Annotated in this window: 10 protein-coding genes and 1 riboswitch; of the genes, 2 read left to right on the top strand and 8 right to left on the bottom strand. The window is 68.9% G+C overall.

Features of this window, described 5'->3' with window-relative positions:
- Positions 1 to 103: 103 nt before the first annotated feature.
- Positions 104 to 283 carry a hypothetical protein gene (locus ACFOLC_RS08080; RefSeq protein ID WP_386758733.1) on the bottom strand — a complete coding sequence of 60 codons (180 nt, stop codon included), beginning with the start codon at positions 281 to 283 and terminating at the stop codon, positions 104 to 106.
- On the opposite strand from ACFOLC_RS08080, the gene ACFOLC_RS08075 reads away from it, so the two are divergent.
- Positions 282 to 1,562, top strand: a complete 1,281-nt coding sequence (locus ACFOLC_RS08075; RefSeq protein ID WP_386758732.1) for a sensor histidine kinase — start codon at positions 282 to 284, stop codon at positions 1,560 to 1,562. The genes ACFOLC_RS08080 and ACFOLC_RS08075 overlap by 2 nt on opposite strands.
- Positions 1,563 to 1,592: 30 nt before the next feature.
- On the opposite strand, the gene ACFOLC_RS08070 is transcribed toward ACFOLC_RS08075, so the two are convergent.
- The 3 genes from ACFOLC_RS08070 to ACFOLC_RS08060 form a co-directional block, all read right to left on the bottom strand.
- Positions 1,593 to 2,309: a response regulator transcription factor gene (locus ACFOLC_RS08070; RefSeq protein ID WP_386758731.1), complete on the bottom strand. Its 717-nt coding sequence runs from the start codon at positions 2,307 to 2,309 to the stop codon at positions 1,593 to 1,595.
- Between the two features lie 167 nt (positions 2,310 to 2,476).
- Complete coding sequence (locus tag ACFOLC_RS08065) at positions 2,477 to 4,402, bottom strand: S8 family peptidase (RefSeq protein WP_386758730.1); 1,926 nt, start codon at positions 4,400 to 4,402, stop codon at positions 2,477 to 2,479.
- Between the two features lie 225 nt (positions 4,403 to 4,627).
- Positions 4,628 to 13,357, bottom strand: a complete 8,730-nt coding sequence (locus tag ACFOLC_RS08060; protein ID WP_386758729.1) for an ESPR-type extended signal peptide-containing protein — start codon at positions 13,355 to 13,357, stop codon at positions 4,628 to 4,630.
- Between the two features lie 359 nt (positions 13,358 to 13,716).
- Between ACFOLC_RS08060 and ACFOLC_RS08055 the strand changes: the two genes are divergently transcribed.
- A complete protein-coding gene (locus ACFOLC_RS08055; protein WP_386758728.1) occupies positions 13,717 to 15,087 on the top strand; it encodes a sensor histidine kinase in 1,371 nt (456 codons plus the stop codon).
- Positions 15,088 to 15,111: 24 nt separating this feature from the next.
- Here ACFOLC_RS08055 and ACFOLC_RS08050 read toward each other — a convergent pair whose 3' ends face one another.
- From ACFOLC_RS08050 to metX, 4 genes are all read right to left on the bottom strand, one after another.
- Positions 15,112 to 15,822, bottom strand: coding sequence for a response regulator transcription factor (locus ACFOLC_RS08050; RefSeq protein ID WP_386758727.1), 711 nt, complete (start codon positions 15,820 to 15,822; stop codon positions 15,112 to 15,114).
- 196 nt (positions 15,823 to 16,018) lie between these two features.
- Complete coding sequence (locus ACFOLC_RS08045; RefSeq protein ID WP_386758726.1) at positions 16,019 to 17,119, bottom strand: homoserine dehydrogenase; 1,101 nt, start codon at positions 17,117 to 17,119, stop codon at positions 16,019 to 16,021.
- On the bottom strand, positions 17,116 to 18,354 hold the full coding sequence (locus tag ACFOLC_RS08040) for an O-succinylhomoserine (thiol)-lyase (RefSeq protein WP_386758725.1): 1,239 nt from the start codon (positions 18,352 to 18,354) through the stop codon (positions 17,116 to 17,118). The genes ACFOLC_RS08045 and ACFOLC_RS08040 overlap by 4 nt, the downstream gene beginning before the upstream one ends.
- Positions 18,351 to 19,418: a homoserine O-succinyltransferase MetX gene (gene metX / locus ACFOLC_RS08035; protein WP_386758724.1), complete on the bottom strand. Its 1,068-nt coding sequence runs from the start codon at positions 19,416 to 19,418 to the stop codon at positions 18,351 to 18,353. Before metX ends, ACFOLC_RS08040 begins: the two co-directional genes overlap by 4 nt.
- Before the next feature lie 65 nt (positions 19,419 to 19,483).
- Positions 19,484 to 19,615: riboswitch (SAM riboswitch) on the bottom strand.
- Positions 19,616 to 19,718 lie beyond the last annotated feature (103 nt).

Raw genomic sequence — 19,718 nt, 5'->3', positions numbered from 1 at the left:
GGCCGCCGTACCGGGTCACTATCTGAAACGCGACGTCAGCTGGCGCAAGCGAAACTAAGCGGGGGTGACGCGTGTTGTCACGCACGTCTCGCTCATTCAATACTCACCATGTGCTCACCTCCGGCCGGGCCGACCCAGCCGGCCGGGCGAACACTTTCGACGTGATCGCCTGACACCAGGCGCCCAGCATCGAGGTGCCTTTGAACGTCTGGAACAGCGCCGTCCGTTGGCTGCACAACGCCCCGATCGCCGATGGGATCGATCGCCGCAACGCGCCGGTCATGCAGCTCCTGTTGCTGTGCTATGGCGTGCTGTTGCCGGCGAACTGGGCCTGGCGCCTCGCCAGCGGCGGCGAAATCAACGAGGCCAGGATGTTCATCTTCGCGATGGACATGCTGGTCGCCGCACTGGCCCTGGTCAGCATCGCCCTGATCCGGCATGGCCGGTTCAAGCCGGCGATCATGCTGTTCCTCGCGCTGCAGCTGATCTCACTGGAGATCGTGTTTTTCAGGGTCGGCGTGCTGTCACAGCTGATCGATCCGGCGCCCACGATGCTGACCCTGGTCATCAGTGGACTGGTGCTGGGGCGACGCGCGTTGTGGATCACATTCGGCCTGCTGATGGCAGTGTTCGCGACCGGATTCGCTGTCAACGTGAACCGTGCGCTCGATAGCGGCGTGCCGGTGGGCGTTGCCCTGGTCAATCTGCCGGCAGTGGTGATCAGTTATGCGCTCATCACCATCGTTCTCGACCGTTCAGTAGCGGCGCTGCGCGAAAGCCTGTTCGAATCCAATGCACGCGGCCGCGAACTGCAGCACGAGATGGCCGAGCGCGAACGCGCGCAGGCACAGCTGATCCACGCCCAGAAGCTGGAAGCCAGCGGTCGCCTCGCCAGCGGCATATCGCATGATTTCAACAACATCCTCGATGTGATCCTCGGTTATGCCGGGCAACGCCATGACATTCCGGACATCGAGAACCACGACGCGCGCGATGCCGCGTTCGCGAAGGCGCTCAACGGCGTCGAAGTGGCCGCGACACGTGGCGCCGCCATCACCCGCAAACTGCTTTCCTTCAGTCGCCACGACCTGGCCAACCCGCAGGTTTTCAATGCCGGACAGGTTCTCACTGAGCTGCAACCGATGCTGCGGCAGCTGTTTCCACGATCAGTGCGTGTCGAAGTGCTGGTTGGAGCCGATCCGCTCCATGTCCGGATCGATCGCAGCGAATTCGAGATGCTGATCCTCAACATCGCCGCCAACGCGCGCGATGCCATGCCCGAGGGTGGACGCTTCCATATCCAGCTCGGCGCGGCTACCGACGAAGCCGTCGAAATCACGCTGTCGGACACCGGTCACGGCATGGACGAAGACGTGCAGCAGCGCATCTTCGAGCCGTTCTTCAGCACCAAGTCGGCGATGGAAGGAACGGGACTCGGGCTCTCGGTCATCCGCGACCTGGTACACGTCGCCGGTGGCGATATCCAGGTGCGCAGCACCGTGGGGCAAGGCACCGCATTCCGTGTCCGCCTGCCATTGATGGCACCACCCGGTGACACTTGATCGCGCCACGGGGCGCGCAGTGCGCAGGTTTCAATCGGCCGGCCGACGCTCGTCGTCCAGCACGTAGCCCTTGCCGTGGACGGCGGTGAGCGGCAGCGACTCGCCGCACTGGCTGGCGACTTTCCGGCGCAGGCGGTGGATCAGGGATTCGATCCGGTGCGGGTCGTAGTCGTGCACGTTGTCGGCCACCGCCGCGACCAGTTGCTCGCGCGTCACCAGCTGGCCCAACGATGACGCCAGGCAACTCATCACCCGCTGCTCGGTCTTGCTCAGCGCCACCGTGCGCCCCATCGGCGAAATCAGGCACCAGTCCTTGGCATCGAAATGCCAGCGTTTGGTCGGCACCGGCGCGGCACGACCGCGCAACCTGCGCAGCAGGCTGTGTACCGTCGCGGCCAGCAACTCGACCTGCGCCGGCTTGACCAGGTAGGCATCGGCGCCGTGGCTCAGGCCGCGCACCTGGTCGGAGGTCTCGCCATGACCGGTGAGCATGATGATGCCGATGCGCGGCAACAGGGCGCGCACCGCTTGCGCCACGCTGAAGCCGTCCGCATCGGGCAGGCCGACGTCCAGCACCACGATGTCGGGGGCATTCGTCTGCAGGGTTTCGTACAGCGCCGATGCCGTCCCCACGCCGACGGCGTGGAATCCGTAGTGGGTCAGTCCCGGCAGGAGGATGTCCTCGCGCAGCTCGGCGTCGTCCTCGAGCAGGGTGATACGGGGGGTGTCATCAAGCGGAAAGGCCATTGCGTCGACTTCCTGCACGGACGGGGGAGGAACAGTGCTGGCTTGCGCTTGCACTCTACCCGAGCCTCTTCATCACCCGCAGCCGCCAACCGGAACCGCGTCACCAAAAAAGGAGGCGGGTTTCCCCGCCTCCCTTCTGCTTGCCGACGTACCGGTCGATCAAACGATCAGTACAGGCCCATCACCGAGACATTGGCGAACGCCTTCTCGCCGGCCACGCGCAGGTACCAGGTGCCCTGCGCCGGGTTGGTGATGACCACCGCCTCGGCGTTGCCGGTCTTGGCCGACTTGCGGCCGTACAGCACCGTGGTCGGAATCACTTCGTGGGACACATACAGCGACACGTCACCGGTGCCGCCGTAGCTGCGCAGGTTCAGGCTCCTGGTGCCGGCCGGCACGTTGATCATGTACAGCAGGCTGTCGCCGGCGGCGCCGGTCTGGCCGCTGATGGCCTGGCGGTTGACCAGCAGCACCGACGGCTCATCCGTCGGCACCGGCTGGCTGGCGGCCGCGACGGCGGCGGCGGCATCGACGATGCCCGCGCCCATCGGCGTGCTCGACGGCGGCAGCACGGTGAACGGCTTGGCGGTCTGGCGCAGGATGGTGCGCACCTGCGCCGGGGTCAGCGCCGGGTTGCCCGCAGCCACGGCGGCGCTCTGCATCAAGGCGACGATACCGGCCACGTGCGGGCTGGCCATCGAGGTGCCGATGTTGCCGATCAGCGCCTCGCCCTCGGGTCCGGCGATCGGCGCCTTGGTGCCGCGGTTGCCCAGCGACCAGATCCACGCATTGTCCGGTGCATCGCCGCTGGTGGCGTTGCCGCCTGGGGCGGTGACGCTGACGGTCGGGCCGTAGTTGGAGAACCACGACTTGGCACCGTCGACGCCGTTGGCACCGACCGTGATCACGCCCTTGCAGCTGGCCGGCGAGAAGTTGGCCGCATCGGCGTTGGAGTTGCCGGCGGCCACGACCACGGTCACGCCGCGGCTGATGGCGCCGTCGACGGCAGCCTGGGTCACCGTGTCGTTGCCGCAGGAACCGGAGCCACCCAGGCTCAGGTTCAGCACTTCGGCGTGATTGGCGCTGTTGTCCGGCGCGCCCGCGACGGTACCACCGGAAGCCCAGGTGATCGCGTCGGCGATGTCCGAGGTAAAGCCACCGCAATGGCCGAGTACGCGCACCGGCTGCACCTTGGCATTGAAGGCCACGCCGGCCACGCCGATCCCGTTGTTGGTGACCGCCGCAACCGTGCCGGCGACGTGGGTGCCATGGAACGAGCTGCTGCTGTTGCGGCCGCACCACGGCATGGAGGCGTCGGTCCAGTCGCCGGTGTCGTGCGCATCAGCATCACGGCCGTCACCGTCGCCGGCGATGTCGGGGTTGTTGGCGTCCTGGCCGTACGCGGCGATGAAGTCGTAGCCGGGGACGATGTTGGCGTCGAGGTCGCTGTGGTCGACGTAGCCGGTGTCCAGCACCGCCACCACCACGCCTTCACCGGTCGAGGTATCCCACGCCTTCGGCGCGCGGATGCCGCTGGCCGCATTGGTGTAGTGCCATTGCAGGTCGAAACGGTTGTCGTTGGGGATGAAGTCGGAGCGGTACTTGATGTAGTCCGGCTGCGCGTACTGCACGGCCGGGTCGCTGCGCAGCTGCGCCAGCAGTGCGTCGGCCTCGGTCTGGTTCAGGCCGCGCGACAAACGGATCACGTCGGCACCGATCGCCAGCTTGCGCACATGCTGCAGGGTCAATGCCGTGCTGACGCCGTTGGCACCGGCCTTCATGCCGGCGACGCCGGCGCGGGTGGCGGCGGCATTCAATGCACTCAGCGCGGCCGACTGGCTGCGCTGTGCGACGGCGCCGTCCTTGTACTTGACAATGAAGCGGTTGAAGTTGGTCTGCTGCGGCGTGCTGGCAAGCATGACCTTGGTGCCGGGCGACGTGCCTTGGGCGGCAGAGGAACCGGTCGCCGCGCCCACGCTGGCCGTCGACGAGACGATCGGGCTGGTGGTGTAGCCCGACGCGAAGGCGGACAAGGCGGCGATCACGGCCGTGGCCAATGCGCCGGTGCTGAGGATACGGGTGCTTTTTTTCATTTCTCTCTCCCAGGGAATACAAAGTGGGCGAAGGCGCCGGGGTGCTTCGGGGGAGCGAGCACCCCGGCGCCTTCGCTGTTAACGACGTTGGTATTGCAGTAGTTGGGCTTGTCCTGCTGGATCGCTGCCGACCGCCACTTCACCGTTCCGAACGTGCGCAGGTGACAGACACCTGCGCACGACAGAAGGATCGGCACGCATCGCAATCGACGATGCATCCATGCGTCACAGATCGACACCGAAGCCGACACCGGCGGACTTGTCGTCGCTGCTGAAGGCACCGCCGATGCTGATCGAGGCACGCTCACCGATCGACTTGGAGTAGCCCACCGACAACGCGCTCTCGCCGTTCTGCCAACCGGCACCGACCGCGACGCGGCCGCGCGGGCTGCGGCTGTTGGCGGCGTTGATCGACATGTTCATCATTGCCGCGCTCATCGCACCCTGACGGTCCATGCGCTCGTCCTGCTGGCCGAGGCGGTAGCCCAGTTCGTCGCGCAGGCCGCTGAACTCATCGCTCAGTGCCTGGTAGCGGCTGTCGGTGTAGCTGTTGGCGCGGGTCAGCGTCTGCGTCGCGGTGGTGTCGGTGTAGGCGTTGGCCGAGGCCAGCGTCTCGGCATCGACCGCCTGTGCCTGACCGACGTTGGCGGCATCGGCTGCATTGACGCCGGCAGCGACGCTGGCGGCGCGACGCTGGTTGCCAGCAGCACCCGCCGGCACGGTGTTGGCCTCGCTGGCCAGCGAGCCCTGATCCACTGCGACCGCGCCTTCCGCCGTCGCCGAAGCGCCCTCACCCATCGCGGCATCGGACGTGGCCGTGACATTGGCCTCGGCAGCGACTGCAACCGCGTCGGTGGCCACCGCTTCGATCGCGGTGTCGCTGCCGACCACCGTGCCGCTGTCCACGGCGACGGCCGTGGCATCGACCGCCAGGCCCTTGCCCTTTCCGCCGTTGCCGTTGCCGTTGCCGTTGCTATTACCGTTGCCATTGCCCGGCTTCTGCTCGAGCTGGCCGACACGGCTGTTGAGGCTGTCCACCGCACCGTCGAGCGCACCCAGCGCGTCGCCGACGTTGTAGTAGCTGCCGCCCTGGATGCCGTACACCGGGCCGACCATCCCGTTCGGTCCCATCGACGCACCGCCGCCGAGCATCTGCGCGGTGGCATCGCCGACCTGGAACAGCTGGCGGCCATTAACCGCAACGGTACTGTCCGCGGTCAGAGCACCGTCGGCGACGTTGCCGATCACCGTGCCGTCCTCACCCGCCAGGGTGATCGATGACTTCTCTTCGTCGTCGTACTTCACCGCAGTGGCCAACTCTTCGCCGACTTCACCGACGGCCGCATTCAACTGGCCGACGTTGACCGCATCGGTGTTGGCGCTACCGGCGGCGACGTTGGCGATCTGGCGCTCCTTGCCGGCCGCACCGACCGACACGGTGCTGGCGCGATCGGCGATCGAGCCCGCACCCAATGCCACGGCGTTGCTGGCGCTGACCTTGCTGCGCGCGCCGACGGCGGTGCCGTCCACCGCGCCGTCGTTGACGCGGGCGTCGAAGCCGAGCGCCGTCGCCGCCGTGGCACGGGCCTGGGCATTGGAGCCGACCGCGGTCGAGGTCGAGGCCAGCGCCTGCGTGTTGGCGCCCAGCGCGGTGGCGTTGGTCTCGGCGGCCTTGGCATTGCTGCCGTAGGCCGAGGCGCTGATCTTGCCGGCCTGGCTGTTGGCACCGACCGCCGTGGCGCCGTTGGCGCCAGCGACCGCATTGGCACCGGCTGCGATTGCACCCTGGCCGTTGATCTGTGCGTCGTCGCTACCGTCTTCCTTGCCGCTGGCCTTGAAGTAGTGGCTGGCATCGCTGGCGTTGCCGGCCACCGCGTCGAGCTGGGCCTTGTTCACCGCGTCCGTCGCTTCCGTGCCCGCGGCGACGTTGGTGATCTGGCGGGTGTTCGCCGCATGCACGTTGCCGTAGGCATCGGTCCAGGCTTGCGCCGCGCCCACCGACACGCTGTTGCTACGGTCGGCCAACGATTGCGCACCCAGCGCCACGCTGTTATCCGCCTGCGCCGAACTCTGCAGGCCGATCGCGGTGCTGTTGACATTGTGCGCCCAGGCATTGCTGCCCAGGGCCAGCGTGCCATCAGCCTTGGCGTAGGTGTTGTAGCCCAATGCGGTCGATGCCACGCCTGTGGCCGCGCTCTCCACGCCCACGGTCGTGCCCTGCTCGGCGGTCGCCTCGCTGTTGACGCCCACCGCGACCGTGTCGGTCTGGGTCGCAAACGCGCTCGAACCCACCGCGGTGCTGTGGAAGCCCGACGCGGTCGTCGACGACCTGAAGAACGACGCCTGGCCGCCGATCGCGATGCTCGCGGCACCGCTGGCGTTGGCGCCCGTGCCCATCGCGACGGCATTGCCCGAACTCGCCCGCGCGCCCCTACCGAACGCCGAGGACTCGCGCACGGCATAGGAACCGTTGCCGACGGCCGTGGCTGCCAGGCCGTTGGCGTAGGCGCCGGCACCCATCGCGGTGGCCGCGATGTTGTCGGCTTTCGCGCCGAAGCCGATCGCGGTGGCGTAGGCGCCGGCCGTGGTGGCCGCCGGGCCCACTGCGGTGGCATTGATGCCGGCGGCCACGCTCATCGAGCCGATCGCCACCGCTCGGTCGTGGATGGCCTGCGCCCCCGCGCCCACCGCGGTGCTGCCTTCGCCCTGCGCCACGGTGCTGGTCAACTGACCGTCCCACGAGACAGAAGCACCGCCGATGGCCGTGCCGGACTCGGCGTTGGCCACGCTGCCGTAGCCATTGGCGATGCTGTAGTCGCCGAGCGCATTGGCACCGGTGCCCAGCGCTGACGAACCCAGGCCCAGCGCCAGGCTGCTGCCACCAATCGCCTGCGAATGATCGCCGACGGCACTGCTCTGGAAGCCCAGCGCGCTGCTCTCGACACCGGAAGCCACACTGCTGGCGCCGATGGCGATGGCATGCTCGCCCGAAGCACTCGCGTCGTCGTCACCGTAGCCGGCACCATCGACCTGGGTGTAACGCACGGCGTCATCGAGTTGGTACTTGTTCACCGCATCGGTGGCTTCGGTGCCCGCGGCGACGTTGGTGATCTGGCGCTGGTTGTCGTCCGAACCCACCGAGAACGTGTTCTCGCGGTAATTGGTCGAGTACGCGCCCACGGACGTGGCGTTGTCCGCCTTGGCCGTGGCGAACGCGCCGATCGCGGTAGCACCCTCCGCAGTGTTGGCCACCGCCGAGAAGCCGACCGCCGTGCCCAGGTTGCCGCCTACGAATGTCGCGGCTCCGACGGCAACGCCGCCGATCACGCCCTCATAGACATGGGCGTAGTAGCCATTGGCGACGGAATAGATGCCGTCGGCCGCCGCCATGTTGCCGATGGCAACCGAGCCCTCGACTGCCTGCGCGTTGCCGATCGCGATGGCATCGGTTCCCAGTGCTTTCGCACCGCTACCGAACGCAGAGGACCTGTCACCCTGCGCCAGACTGCTGCTGCCGACCGCGGTCGCGAGCTCGCCGGTGGCGATGGCATCGTCGCTGCCGTCGCCGGCGCCGTTGACGGCAAGGTAATGGCTGGCATCGCTGACGTTGTCGGCCAGTTCGTCCAGCTGACCCTTGTTGACCGCGTCGGTGGCTTCGGTGCCGGCAGCGACGTTGGCGATCTGGCGGTCGTTGGCTGCATGCACCACGCCGGCGGCGTCGGTCCATTCCTGCGCCGCACCCACCGACACGGTGTTGGCGCGATCGGCCAGCGAACCGGCGCCGAGCGACACGCTGTTGGTCGCTTCCTTCGTCGTCCACGCGTTGGAACCGAGCACAGTCGAGTTCACCGCCTGCGCATAGCTGTTGTAACCCAGCACGCTGGCGCCGTCTTCGGTCGCCCACGCCTCGCCGCCGACGGCGGTGGTGTGGTCGCCGTTGCTGGTGCTGTTGGCATCGATGCCGGCCAGCGCGTTGTTGCCGAGCGCCAGGCTGGTGGCCCCGCCCGCGCGGGCGTTGCCGCCGACCGCGGTGCCGTCTTTACCGGTCCTGGCGTCGGCGCCGACCGCCGTGCCGCCGATGCCGGCGATGGTGCGGATGCCCAGCGCGGTGCCGAACGCCTCGGCCTGGCTGTAGGTGCCGAACGCCGAGGCGAACGCGTCGCCGGCCCAGGCGCTCGAGCCGACCGCGGTCGCGGCCCAGCCCTCGGCGCCCGCGGCCGAACCGATGGCGGTGGCCTCGCGCCCGTTGGCCAGGGCGAACATGCCGAAGCTCGCCGACAGCGGGCCGTTGGTCACCGCCAGGTTGCCAACCGCAACGCTGCCCACGCCCTGCACAGTGGCGTTGTAGCCGATCGCCAGCCCATTGTTGTGCTGCACGTTGGCGCCGTTGCCGATGGCAGTGGAGTTGTTGCCCTTGGCGAAGCTGTTGCTGCCCATCGCGATGGAATCGTTGCCGTTGGCGACCGCGCCGTAGCCGCTGGCATTGGCGCGATTGCCGATCGCGTTGGCACCGGTGCCGACCGCCTGCGAGCCCTCGCCCAGTGCCAGGCTGCTGCTGCCGATCGCGGTCGAGTAGTCGCCTGCGGCATAGCTCTGGTAGCCGGAGGCGCTGCTTTCGATGCCACCCGCCACTGCGTTCGGACCCACCGCACTCGCGTTGTCGCCAATGGCCACTGCGGTATCGCTGCCGTCGCCGAGGCCATTGACCGACACGTAGTCGGCGACTTCGTCGAGCTGCGCCTTGTTGACCGCGTCCGTCGCCTCGGTGCCGGCGGCGACGTTGGTGATCTGGCGTTCCGCGTCGACCGCGCCGACCGACACCGTTCCATCGCGGTCGGCGATCGAGCCTGCACCCAGCGCGACGCTGTCATCGGCCGAGGCACTGCTCAGCGTACCGATCGCGGTACTGAACTCGCCGCGGACCGAGGCGCGCGCACCGATTGCGGTGGCACCTATCGCGGTGGCCTGTGCCGCGGCACCGAATGCGCTGGTGGCGAAGCCACTGGCGCGGGTGCCCTGCGGGATACCGTCGCCGACCAGCACGCCACCGACCGCGACGCTGGCGTCGCCGAAGGCACGCGACGATTCGCCCATCGCCATGGCCGAAGCACCGTCGGTCCGCGAGTTGTAGCCGCTGGCCAGCGAGCCGCGGCCCAGCGCGGTGGCAAAGCTGCCCGTCGCGGTGCTGTAGTCGCCCTGGGCGACGCTGCGCATGCCCGTCGCCAGCGAGTTCCGGCCATTCGCGGTCGAGCCGGCGCCGAGGGCGACCGAATCCGCCCCGAGCGAACGTGCCCCGGCACCGAAGGCGGCGCTGTTGTTGCCACTGGCTTCGGTCGACACCGTCTGACCCATCCAGTCGACATAACCGCCGCCCACGGCAGTGGACGATGCACCGCTGGCGCTGGCGCCATGGCCGTTGGCGATGCTCTCGGCACCTGCGGCAGTGGCGTCTGCCCCGATGGCGATGGCGTGGTCGCCCGATGCGACAGCGAGGTCGCTACCGTCGCCCGCCCCACTGGCCGCGAAGTAGTCGTTGGCATCGCCGACGCTGTCGGCCAGTTCGTCGAGTTGCGCCTTGTTGACCGCGTCCGTCGCCTCGGTGCCGGCGGCGACGTTGGTGATCTGGCGATCGATGGCCGCATGCACCACGCCGGCCGCATCGGTCCAGTCGGCCGACGCGCCCACCGACACCGTGTTGGCGCGATCGGCGAGCGTGCCGGACCCCAGCGCGACGGAGTTGGTCGCTTCCTTGGTGACCCATGTGTTGGAGCCAAGCACCGTCGAGTTCACCGCCTGCGCGTAGCTGTTGTAGCCCAGCACGCTGGCGCCGTCCTCGGTCGCCCAGGCTTCGGTGCCCACCGCGGTGGTGTTGTCGGCATTGGTGGTGCTGTTGGCGTCGCGGCCGGCCAGGGTGTTCATGCCCAGCGCCGTGCCGTTATGGCCCAGCGCGACGGCGCTGTTGCCCAGCGCCGTGCCGGCGCCGGCCGCGACCGGGTTGCCGTCGGCATCGAGGGTGATGAAGCCGGCCACCGAGCGGAGGCCGATCGCGGTGGAGGCGAAGCTGGCTTGGCTGAAGGTGCCCACCGCGGTGGCCATCATGTCCGCCGTGCTGGCCGAACCCACGGCGGTGGAATACATGCCCTTGGCCCACGAGCCATTGCCCAGCGCGCTGCTCTGCCAGCCGTCGGCGAGGCTCAGGCCGCCCAGCGCGGTGGAGTAGGCACCGTTGGCGGTCGCCAACATGCCCAGCGACGCGCTGAAGGCGCCCTTGGACGTGCTGTCGGCGCCGACTGCGACGCTGTTGGCGCCGCTGCTGGTGCTGGTCTTTCCCATAGCGACGCTGTTGGCGCCGCTGGACGTGCTGTTGTAACCGGTCGCGATGCTGTTCAAGCCCAATGCCTGGGCCTGCGCGCCGTTGGCGACGCTGTTGTTGCCCCGGGCCACGCTGCCGTAGCCGCTGGCGCTGCTGTAGTTGCCAATCGCGTTGGCGCCGGTGCCGACCGCCTGCGAGCCCTCGCCCAGGGCCAAGCTGCTGCCGCCGATGGCCTGCGAGTAATCACCGACGGCATTGGCCTGGTAGCCGTAGGCGCTGCTGTCGATGCCGTTGGCGACGCTGTTGGCACCGGTCGCGGTGCTGTTCTCGCCGGCGGCCAGGCTCATCGCGCCGACCGCGGTGGCGTTGGCCGCCAGCGCCTGTGCCTGCGCACCGAGCGCCTGTGCGTTGTCGCCGTCCGCGTTGGCCTGGCTGCCGAGCGCGATCGCGTCGGTGCCTTCGGCCGTGGTCTTCGCGGTGCCGTCGGTGCCGCCGATGGCGATGGCGCCGTCGCTCTTGGCGACCGCATTGGTGCCGTTGGCGATGGCGTGCTCGCCCTCCGCGCGGGCACCAGCGCCGATCGCGGTGCTGGCACGGCCAAGCACCGCTGAGCTCACGCCCATCGCGATGCCGCCCAGGCCCTGGACGTTGGCGCCGGTCCCCACCGCGATGCCGTGCATCGCCGACACGTCGCTGGCGTAACCCAGGCCGACGCCGTACATGCCGTCGACGATGCTGCGCACGCCGACCGCCGTCGCGTAATCGGCCACGGCGTTGCTGATCGAACCCACCGCCGTGCTCATGCGCCCGACCGAGTTGCTGCCGGAGCCGACCGCCGTAGCCTGGATGCCTTGCGCGAGGGCCGCCGAACCGAAGGCGTTGGCGCCCATGCCGCGTGCCGCAGTGCCAACCAGGGAGCCGCTCGGGAACCCGCCGCCGGTCATCAGCAGGACCGGATCCGCGGCGCCGCCGACGGCGACCGTGTGGTCGCCCTGGGTGGTGGTGCCGTAGCCGTAGGCCGACGAGCCGACGCCGGCGGCATTGGCGTAACCGCCCGTCGCGGTGCCGAGTAGACCGGCGACGGACTGATGGCCTACCGCCACCGACTGCACGCCGGTGGCCCGGGCGAAGGAGCCCAGCGCGGTCGCGTAATCGTCGGAGGAGGAAGCGTTGTAGCCGTACGAGGTGCTGCCCACGTCGCCGGCGATGCTGCCGTAACCGCTCGCCGTGCTGAAGCTGCCCAGCGCGTTGGCGCCGGCACCGACCGCTTGCGAACCCTCGCCCAGCGCCAGGCTGCTGCTGCCGATCGCCGTCGAGTAATCGCCTTCCGCATCGCTCTGCGCACCGTAGGCGCTGCTGTCGATGCCGTTGGCGACGCTGTTGGCACCGGTCGCGGTGCTGTTTTCGCCGCCGGCCATGCTCATCGCACCATTGGCCGTGGCGTTGGCCGCCAGCGCCTGCGCGCTGTAGCCGATGGCCTGCGCGTTGTCGCCGCTGGCACCGGCCAGGCCGCCGACAGCGATCGCATTCACGCCTTCGGCCAGGGTTGCCTCACCGACATCGGGCATGCCGTCGCCGTCGAGGTCGGTCCAGTCGCTGCCACCGATCGCGATGGCGCCTTCGCTGTTGGCCGCCGCATTGCGGCCGGTGGCCACGGCATTGGCGCCGTTGGCCAGGCTGTTCTTGCCGATGCCCACGGCCCCTTGGCCAAGGGCCACGGCATTGGCGCCGATGCCGACACCGGAATCACCCAGGCCGACGCGCGCACGGCCGCCGATCGCGACCGACTCGTAGCCGCCGGCCTGGGCGTCGAAGCCTGCGGCCAGGCTGCCGTCACCGGCCGCGATCGCCATGCCGCCGACGGCGGTCGAGCCGTTGCCGCGGGCCTCGCTGATCGCGCCGATTGCGGTGGCTGCCTGGTCGGCAGTCGCATCGGCCGAAGCGCCGACGGCGGTATTGCCGAAACCGAGGCTCATCGCCGACTGGCCCACTGCCACGCTGGAATGGCCATAGCCGAGGCTGTTCTGGCCCACGGCCGTGCTGCCGATGCCGAACGCGTTGGCGTCACCGCCGATGGCGGTGCTGGCATTCGCCCAGCCGTGGGCGTTCTTGCCCATGGCCATCGATTGATACCCCTCGGCGACGGCGTTCTTGCCCACCGCGATCGCGCCCTCGGCCTCGAACGACTCGCCCAGCTCGGCGCTGTTCCAGGCTTGCGTCTTGGCGCCGCTGCCGATGGCGATCGCGCCCGCGCCCGACACCGAGGCGTCGTCGCTGCCGTCGCCGGCGCCGTCGGCCTGGAAGTAGCCGTTGCCGGCCACGGCCATGGGGCCGGCATCGCGCGCGCCGACGCTGTCGGTACCGGCACTGGCCTGGTCGAACACGGCGCAATCGATCTGCCGGGTCGCACCTTCAGCCGTCGCGCGGACAAAGCAGGCATTGCCGTCGCGCTCGATCACCAGCTGCTGCGCCTGCACGGGAGGGGCCAGCGCCGCAAAGCCGAACGCCAGCACCGTTGCGCCCAGCGTCGCGTCTGCCAGGCGCCGACGACCTTCCTTCTTGCCGCCGGTCGAGGCCAGTTCCGAGGTCACCACCATCGCCTGCTTGGCCTGGCTCCACACCCGGCTGAAAATCTTGTTCATCGCTACCCCTCCGCCCTGTTCCGGTTTTTCGAGAGCAAACGACGCCCGTCGGCCCAAAACGATCGAAAACGACCGTTGCCGCTGCATCGGATGCAGGTGTTTGTGAGAGCCGCCCCCGTTTGGGCGGCGCCGTCTGCCGGACGACGTGTTGCAGGAATATTTCGTTGCGGCAGGACAAACGGAACCTAAGGCGCGACCGCCGGGGTTGTCACGCTCGCGATCTCACCGAATACTCACCTAACACTCACCGTCAAGATTCGACCTTTGCCGTCCATATCTGTCGCAATGCGTCCTGCGTCACGATTCCGTGCCGATACCGTGCAGGACGTGCCGGCACGGCAGCTCAATCGAGCCATCGAATGATGTGGACCGCCTTCCTGCGCTGGCTGCGCAACGCACCCATTGCCGACCCCGTCGATCGCCGCAACGCCCCCATCCTGCAGTCGCTGTTCCTGTTGCTGGGCCTGTCGATCCCCGCCAGCTGGACCTACTTCCTTGCCACCGGCGGCGACCCGACCGGCGGCCGCACCTTGATGCTGCTGGCCATGGGCATGGCGGCACTGGCCCTGGTCTGCGTGGCGATGATCCGCCGCGGCCGTTTCCGCGCCGCCGTGATGTTGTACCTGTGCGCGCTGTTGACCATGCAGGGAGTGAACCACCTGCTGATGGGTTTCCAGGCGCTGGCGATGAACCAGATCGACCAGTTCCTGATGCTGATCATCGGCGGCCTGGTGCTCGGCCGGCGTGCGCTGTGGGTGATCTTCATCGCGTTGCTGGCGGTGGCCGCGAGCGGCTTCGCGGTCGACGCATACCGGTTGATGGCGGCCGGGAAACCCGTAGCGGTGGCGTACAGCCACCTGTTCTCGGTGCTGTTCGGCTACCTGCTGGTCACGCTGGTGCTGGATCGCACCATCACCGCATTGCGCGAAAGTCTGGATGAGTCCAATGCGCGTGGCCGCGAACTGCAGCATGAGATGGCCGAGCGCGAACGCACCCAATCGCAGTTGATCCAGGCACAGAAGCTCGAAGCCAGTGGCCGACTAGCCAGTGGTATTTCCCACGATTTCAGCAACATCCTCGCCGTGATCCTCGGCTTCTCGGCACATCGCCACCGCGTGCAGGACATGGACAGTCACGCCGAAAAGCTCGCTGCGCTCGACGAGGCATTGCAGGGCGTGGAGGAAGCCGCCGGACGCGGCATGACCATCACGCGCAAGCTGCTGAGCTTCAGCCGTAACGATGCCCTCAAGATCGAAACCTTCGACGCGGTACAGGCCTTCGTCGAGATGCGCTCGATGCTGCGCCAGCTGTTCCCGCCTGGCGTGCAGATCAAGCTGGCGGGCGATGCCCGCCCGTTGCCGGTGCGCCTGGACCGCAGCGAGTTCGAGCTGATGATCCTCAACATCGCCGCCAATGCGCGCGACGCCATGCCCGAAACAGGAATCTTCGAGGTGTCGTTGTCACCTATCGGCAACGACCTCGTCGAGATCGCCCTGGCCGACAACGGCCAGGGCATGGACGAAACCGTCCGGCTGCGCATCTTCGAACCGTTCTTCAGCACCAAGACCGCCAAGGGCGGCACCGGCCTGGGCCTGTCGGTGGTCCACGACCTGGTGAAAGTCGTCGGCGGCGATATCGCGGTGGAGAGCACGCCCGGCCTGGGCAGCGTGTTCCGCATCCACCTGCCATTGGCGCAGGCGTCGACGACCGGGCCTGTCACCACCGGCTGAGCGCCGCGGCGCTTCGCGCGCCGGTCAGTGCGCGTCGTTGAGCACGTAACCTTCGCCGTGGACAGCCGTCAACGGCAGCGACTCGCCGCACGCATCGGCGACCTTGCGGCGCAGGCGGTAGAGCAGTGAATCCAGCCGATGCGGATCGAACTCGTAGACGTTGCTGGTCAACGCCGCGATCAGGGCATTACGGCCGACCAGCTGCCCGGCGCGTTCGATCAAAGCCTCGACCACGCGCCGCTCGGTCTTGGTCAGGGCCACGCTGCACCCGGACGGCGACAACAGGCACCAGCCGTTGCTGTCAAGGCGCCAATGCTTCGGCGCGTGGGCCACGGTCACGCCGCGCATGCGGCGCGCGAGGCTGTGCAAGGTGGCCGCCAGCAGGTCGATCTCGACCGGCTTGGCCAGGTAGGCATCGGCACCCTGGCTCAGGCCACGCACGCGGTCGATCGTGTCGCCACGCCCGGTGAGCATGACGATACCGATGTCCGGAAAACCGACGCGGATCTCGCGCGCCACGCTGAAACCATCGGCATCGGGCAAACCGACATCGAGTACGACGATGTCAAACCGCGCCGCGGCCAGATGACGGTGCAGACTTGCTGCAGTCTCCATGCCGGTCGCAGCGAATCCGTAACTGGCCAGCCCTGGCAGCAGGATGCGCTCGCGCAGGACGGCATCGTCCTCGAGCAGCGCAATGCGCAGCACGTGGTCGGCATCAGCCGACGGACTCATCGCAACGCTCACCCTTGCCCCCTGTCACGACCCCCGGAAATCCGATCTTACTGGACCGACCCGACCCGACAACTTGCCGGGTCAGGTGGTATCGACAGGCCAACGCTGCCGGCACGAGGAGGCGACTGCGCCATCAACAAACATGAATGCGCCAGCATGGCGCTTCGACTTTCGATCTACGTCTCGACCACCAGGGTTAACGGCGGCCGGCGATGCGCAGCACATCGTCGAGCAGACCGGCGGCGGTGACCTCGGCGCCGGCACCCGGACCCTGGATCAGCAGCGGCTGCTCACGGTAGCGGTCGGACCAGATCGCGACGCGGTTGTCGGTGCCGGCACCGCCGGCGAGTGGGTGATCGGCCGGCAGCGACTCCAGGCCGACGCGCGCGCGGCCGTCCTGCAGGCGCGCGATGAAACGCAACCGCTCGCCACGCTTGTAGGCAGCGGCGTAGCGCTCGCGCAGCGGCGCGTCGAGCGCGGGCAGCGCGGCATCGACGCCGTCGCGGGACAGGATCGCCAGCTCCGCCGGCACCAGCGAGGTCACGTCGACATCGGCCGCCTCGAGTTCGACGCCAGCCGCGCGCGCCAGGATCAGCAGCTTGCGCCGCACGTCCTCGCCGGACAGGTCGTCGCGCGGGTCCGGCTCGGTGTAGCCGGCATCGCGCGCCTGCCGCACCAGCGCCGAGAACGGCCGCATGCCGTCGTAATGATTGAACAGCCAGGCCAGCGAGCCCGACAGCACGCCGGCAATGGCGTGGATGCGGTCGCCGCCGGCCTGCAGCTCGCGCAAGGACCGCAGCAACGGCAGACCGGCACCGACCGTGGCGCTGTCGCCGTAACCGGTATCGCCGGCCGCGGCGGCAACGCGAATCGAGCGCCAGCGCGACAACGACGTGCCCTGCCCGATCTTGCAGGCGGTAACGACGTGGATGCCCTGCGCGAGCCAGTGCGCGTGGCGCTCGGCCACGGCCTCGCTGGCGGTGGCGTCGATGACGATGCGCGGGCCGACACCGCGCAACGCGGCCTCGATCGCATCGAGCGAACTGGACTGCGGCGCCAGCATCAGGCGCTGGCCGGCCTCGTCAGGCGCCAGCCCGGAGCGGTCGCTCGCGGCCTGGCGCGAATTGGCCACATGCACCAGCGACAGGCGCTTGCCGAGCGGCAAACCACTCCAGGCAGACAACCGCGTCAGCACTGCGCTGCCGACGGTGCCGGTGCCAAGCAGCGCGATCCGCGCCGGCACCACCGCCGCCGCGGCGCTGCGCGCAGGTTCGACCGCCGCGGCCAGCGCGCTCATTTCGACGCGCGTTTGGCGTGGTCGACCACGGCCTGCGCGCGTTCCAGCGCGGCGGCGATATCGGCGACCAGATCATCGACGTGCTCGATGCCCACCGACAGGCGCAGCAGGCCGTCGCCGATCCCGGCAGCGGCGCGCGCTTCGGCCGACATCGCCGCGTGCGTCATCGTTGCCGGGTGCGCGACCAGGCTTTCGACACCACCGAGCGACTCGGCCAAGGTGAAGCACTGCAGGCCGTCGAGGAAGGCGCGCACCGCGTCTTCGCCGCCGTCGATCTCCACGCTGAGCATGGCGCCGAAACCGCGTTGCTGACGCGCCGCCAGCGCGTGGCCCGGGTGCGACTCCAGCCCGGGGTAATGCACCGTGCGTACCGCCGGATGCGCATCGAGCAAGGCTGCCAATGCCAGCGTGTTCTCCTGGTGCACGCGCAGGCGCGCATCGAGCGTGCGCAGGCCGCGCAGCGTCAGGAAGCTGTCGAACGGCGAGCCGGTCAGACCAAGCGCGTTCGCCCACCACGTCAGCTGCTGATGGTGTTCGGCGCTGCGCGCGACCACCGCGCCGCCGACCACGTCGCTGTGGCCATTGATGTACTTGGTGGTCGAGTGCACCACCAGATCGGCACCGAACGCGATCGGCTGCTGCAGGGCCGGCGACAGGAAGGTGTTGTCGACCACCGCCAACGCGCCCTGCGCGTGCGCGGCCTCGATCACGAAACGCAGGTCGGTGACGCGCAGCAGCGGGTTGGACGGGGTCTCGATCCAGACCACCGCCGGCTTGGTCAGCAGGGCTTCGGTCAGCGAGCGCGGATCGGTGAGGTCGGCGGTGATCAGCTCGAACGCGCCCTTGGCGGCGAGCGCGTTGAACAGCCGCCAGCTGCCACCGTAGCCATCGTGCGGCACGACGATGCGGTCGCCGGGCTTGAGGAAGGCGTGCAGCACCAGCGTGATCGCGGCCATGCCGGTGGCGGTGATCACCCCGCCGGCACCGCCTTCCAGTTCGGCCAGCGCCTCGCCGAGCAGGTCGCGGGTCGGGTTGCCACTGCGGGTGTAGTCGTAGGTGCGCTTGTCGTTGAAGCCGGCGAAGCTGAAGTTGGACGACAGCACGATCGGCGGCGTGACCGCGCCGTAGGCGGTGTCGCGGTCGATGCCGGCGCGCACCGCGGCGGTGCAGGTGTTGCGGGTAGCGGGGTTGTTCAAAGGCTTGCTCACGTCGGTCACTCCGTTGTCGGTGCTCATGCCGCCACCTGCGTACAGTCGGTCAGCGCCTCGCGCAGGACGGTGGCGACCTCGGCCTCCTCCTTGAGGAAGGCGTCGTGGCCGTACAGCGAGCGCAGCACGCGCAGGCGCGTCTCGCCGCGCAGGCGCTCGACCAGGTCGTAGGCATCGGACACCGGCACCAGCCGGTCCTCGGCCACGGCGACCACGGTCACCGGCACGCGGATGACGCTGGGGTCGAGCTGCTGCAGGTCGATCGACTCCGACAGGCGCAGGTAGGCCGTGGTCGGCGTGCGTGCGACGTACTGCGCACCGCAATGGTCGAGGTAGTCCTCGGCGGCCACGCGCACGCGGCCGTCGCTGACCTGGGCGGCGCCGAAGCGGGCGGCGAATTCTTCCGGCGTGCGGTAGCTCAGGATCGCCAGCTGCCGCGCCAACGCCAGGCCGTGGGTCTCGTCGCACTGCAACGCACCGAGCGCGACCGCGCGACGCTGCAGCGCGCGCCAGGCGCTGGCATAGGGGTGCGCGCGATGGGTGCCGCTGATCGCGACCAGCTCGCCCACGCGCGCGGGGTAGCGCGCCGCGAACTGCAGGCCGACCATCGCCCCGTACGAGCAACCGACGAAGGCCGCCAGCCGCGGGATGCGCAGCGCATCGAGCAATGCCACGATCGCATCGGCCTGGTCGGACGGATCGAGCGGCGCATCGAGCGTGCCGTCGGCGCCGATCCAGTCGAAGGCAATCAGGTGATGGCGCGCCGGGTCGAGCGCACGACCGGACCCGACCTGCGACTCCCACCAACCCGCCTGCGTGGAGGCATCGTTCGCGCACAGGTGCCGGTGCGCGGAAATGCCGCCGGCGACGAACACCGCCGGCAACGCCGGATCGCCCTGGGTCTCGTAGCGCAGCGTGATGCGCTGGCGACCGGCGTGGCGCAGCTCGAGGTCGAACGTGAACTCGCCGCGCGCACTGGCACCGCGAATGCTGGCTGCGTCAGGGTGGGAGGCGAGCGCGGACGGCGTGGCGAGGGCATCGCCGCGATCGAACACGGCGAACTCGACGGCGGGGGTGTGGGCGAAGCTCATGGCGGACATCCGAAGTGACGGGGCCATCGAGCCTGCGAGTCGCATCCGCGCCGGGGCGCAGATTGCAACCATCTTCCGACCCGGCTGCTCCTCTGGGGAGCACGCCTGCCGCAGGAATTGGCACCTTCGCGCCGCTTGCGCTGCGCTGGGTTGCCCCGGCTTCAAAGGGCCTGTCCCTCAGCCGGTCTCGATGGATGGCCGCAGTCTGCCAGCGCCACGCGGCGCGTGTCAATCGCTTCATCCGCATATAGCGATTTATTATTTAGACCGCACCGCGACCTCACAAAGGCCGCAGGGCCC

Source organism: Lysobacter cavernae (genome assembly GCF_042648505.1).
Classification (GTDB): Bacteria; Pseudomonadota; Gammaproteobacteria; order Xanthomonadales; family Xanthomonadaceae; genus Lysobacter_L; species Lysobacter_L cavernae.
The sequence above is the reverse complement of the archived record's forward strand: the minus strand, read 5'-3'. Positions and strand labels throughout refer to the sequence as shown.

Bases quoted from the DNA above. Each gene is read 5' to 3' on its own strand.
- ACFOLC_RS08055 (WP_386758728.1), top strand. From the start codon at position 13,717: ATGATGTGGACCGCCTTCCTGCGCTGGCTGCGCAACGCACCCATTGCC.
- ACFOLC_RS08050 (WP_386758727.1), bottom strand. From the start codon at position 15,822: ATGAGTCCGTCGGCTGATGCCGACCACGTGCTGCGCATTGCGCTGCTC.
- ACFOLC_RS08045 (WP_386758726.1), bottom strand. From the start codon at position 17,119: ATGAGCGCGCTGGCCGCGGCGGTCGAACCTGCGCGCAGCGCCGCGGCG.
- ACFOLC_RS08065 (WP_386758730.1), bottom strand. From the start codon at position 4,402: ATGAAAAAAAGCACCCGTATCCTCAGCACCGGCGCATTGGCCACGGCC.
- ACFOLC_RS08080 (WP_386758733.1), bottom strand. From the start codon at position 283: ATGACCGGCGCGTTGCGGCGATCGATCCCATCGGCGATCGGGGCGTTG.
- metX (WP_386758724.1), bottom strand. From the start codon at position 19,418: ATGAGCTTCGCCCACACCCCCGCCGTCGAGTTCGCCGTGTTCGATCGC.
- ACFOLC_RS08070 (WP_386758731.1), bottom strand. From the start codon at position 2,309: ATGGCCTTTCCGCTTGATGACACCCCCCGTATCACCCTGCTCGAGGAC.
- ACFOLC_RS08075 (WP_386758732.1), top strand. From the start codon at position 282: ATGCAGCTCCTGTTGCTGTGCTATGGCGTGCTGTTGCCGGCGAACTGG.
- ACFOLC_RS08040 (WP_386758725.1), bottom strand. From the start codon at position 18,354: ATGAGCACCGACAACGGAGTGACCGACGTGAGCAAGCCTTTGAACAAC.
- ACFOLC_RS08060 (WP_386758729.1), bottom strand. From the start codon at position 13,357: ATGAACAAGATTTTCAGCCGGGTGTGGAGCCAGGCCAAGCAGGCGATG.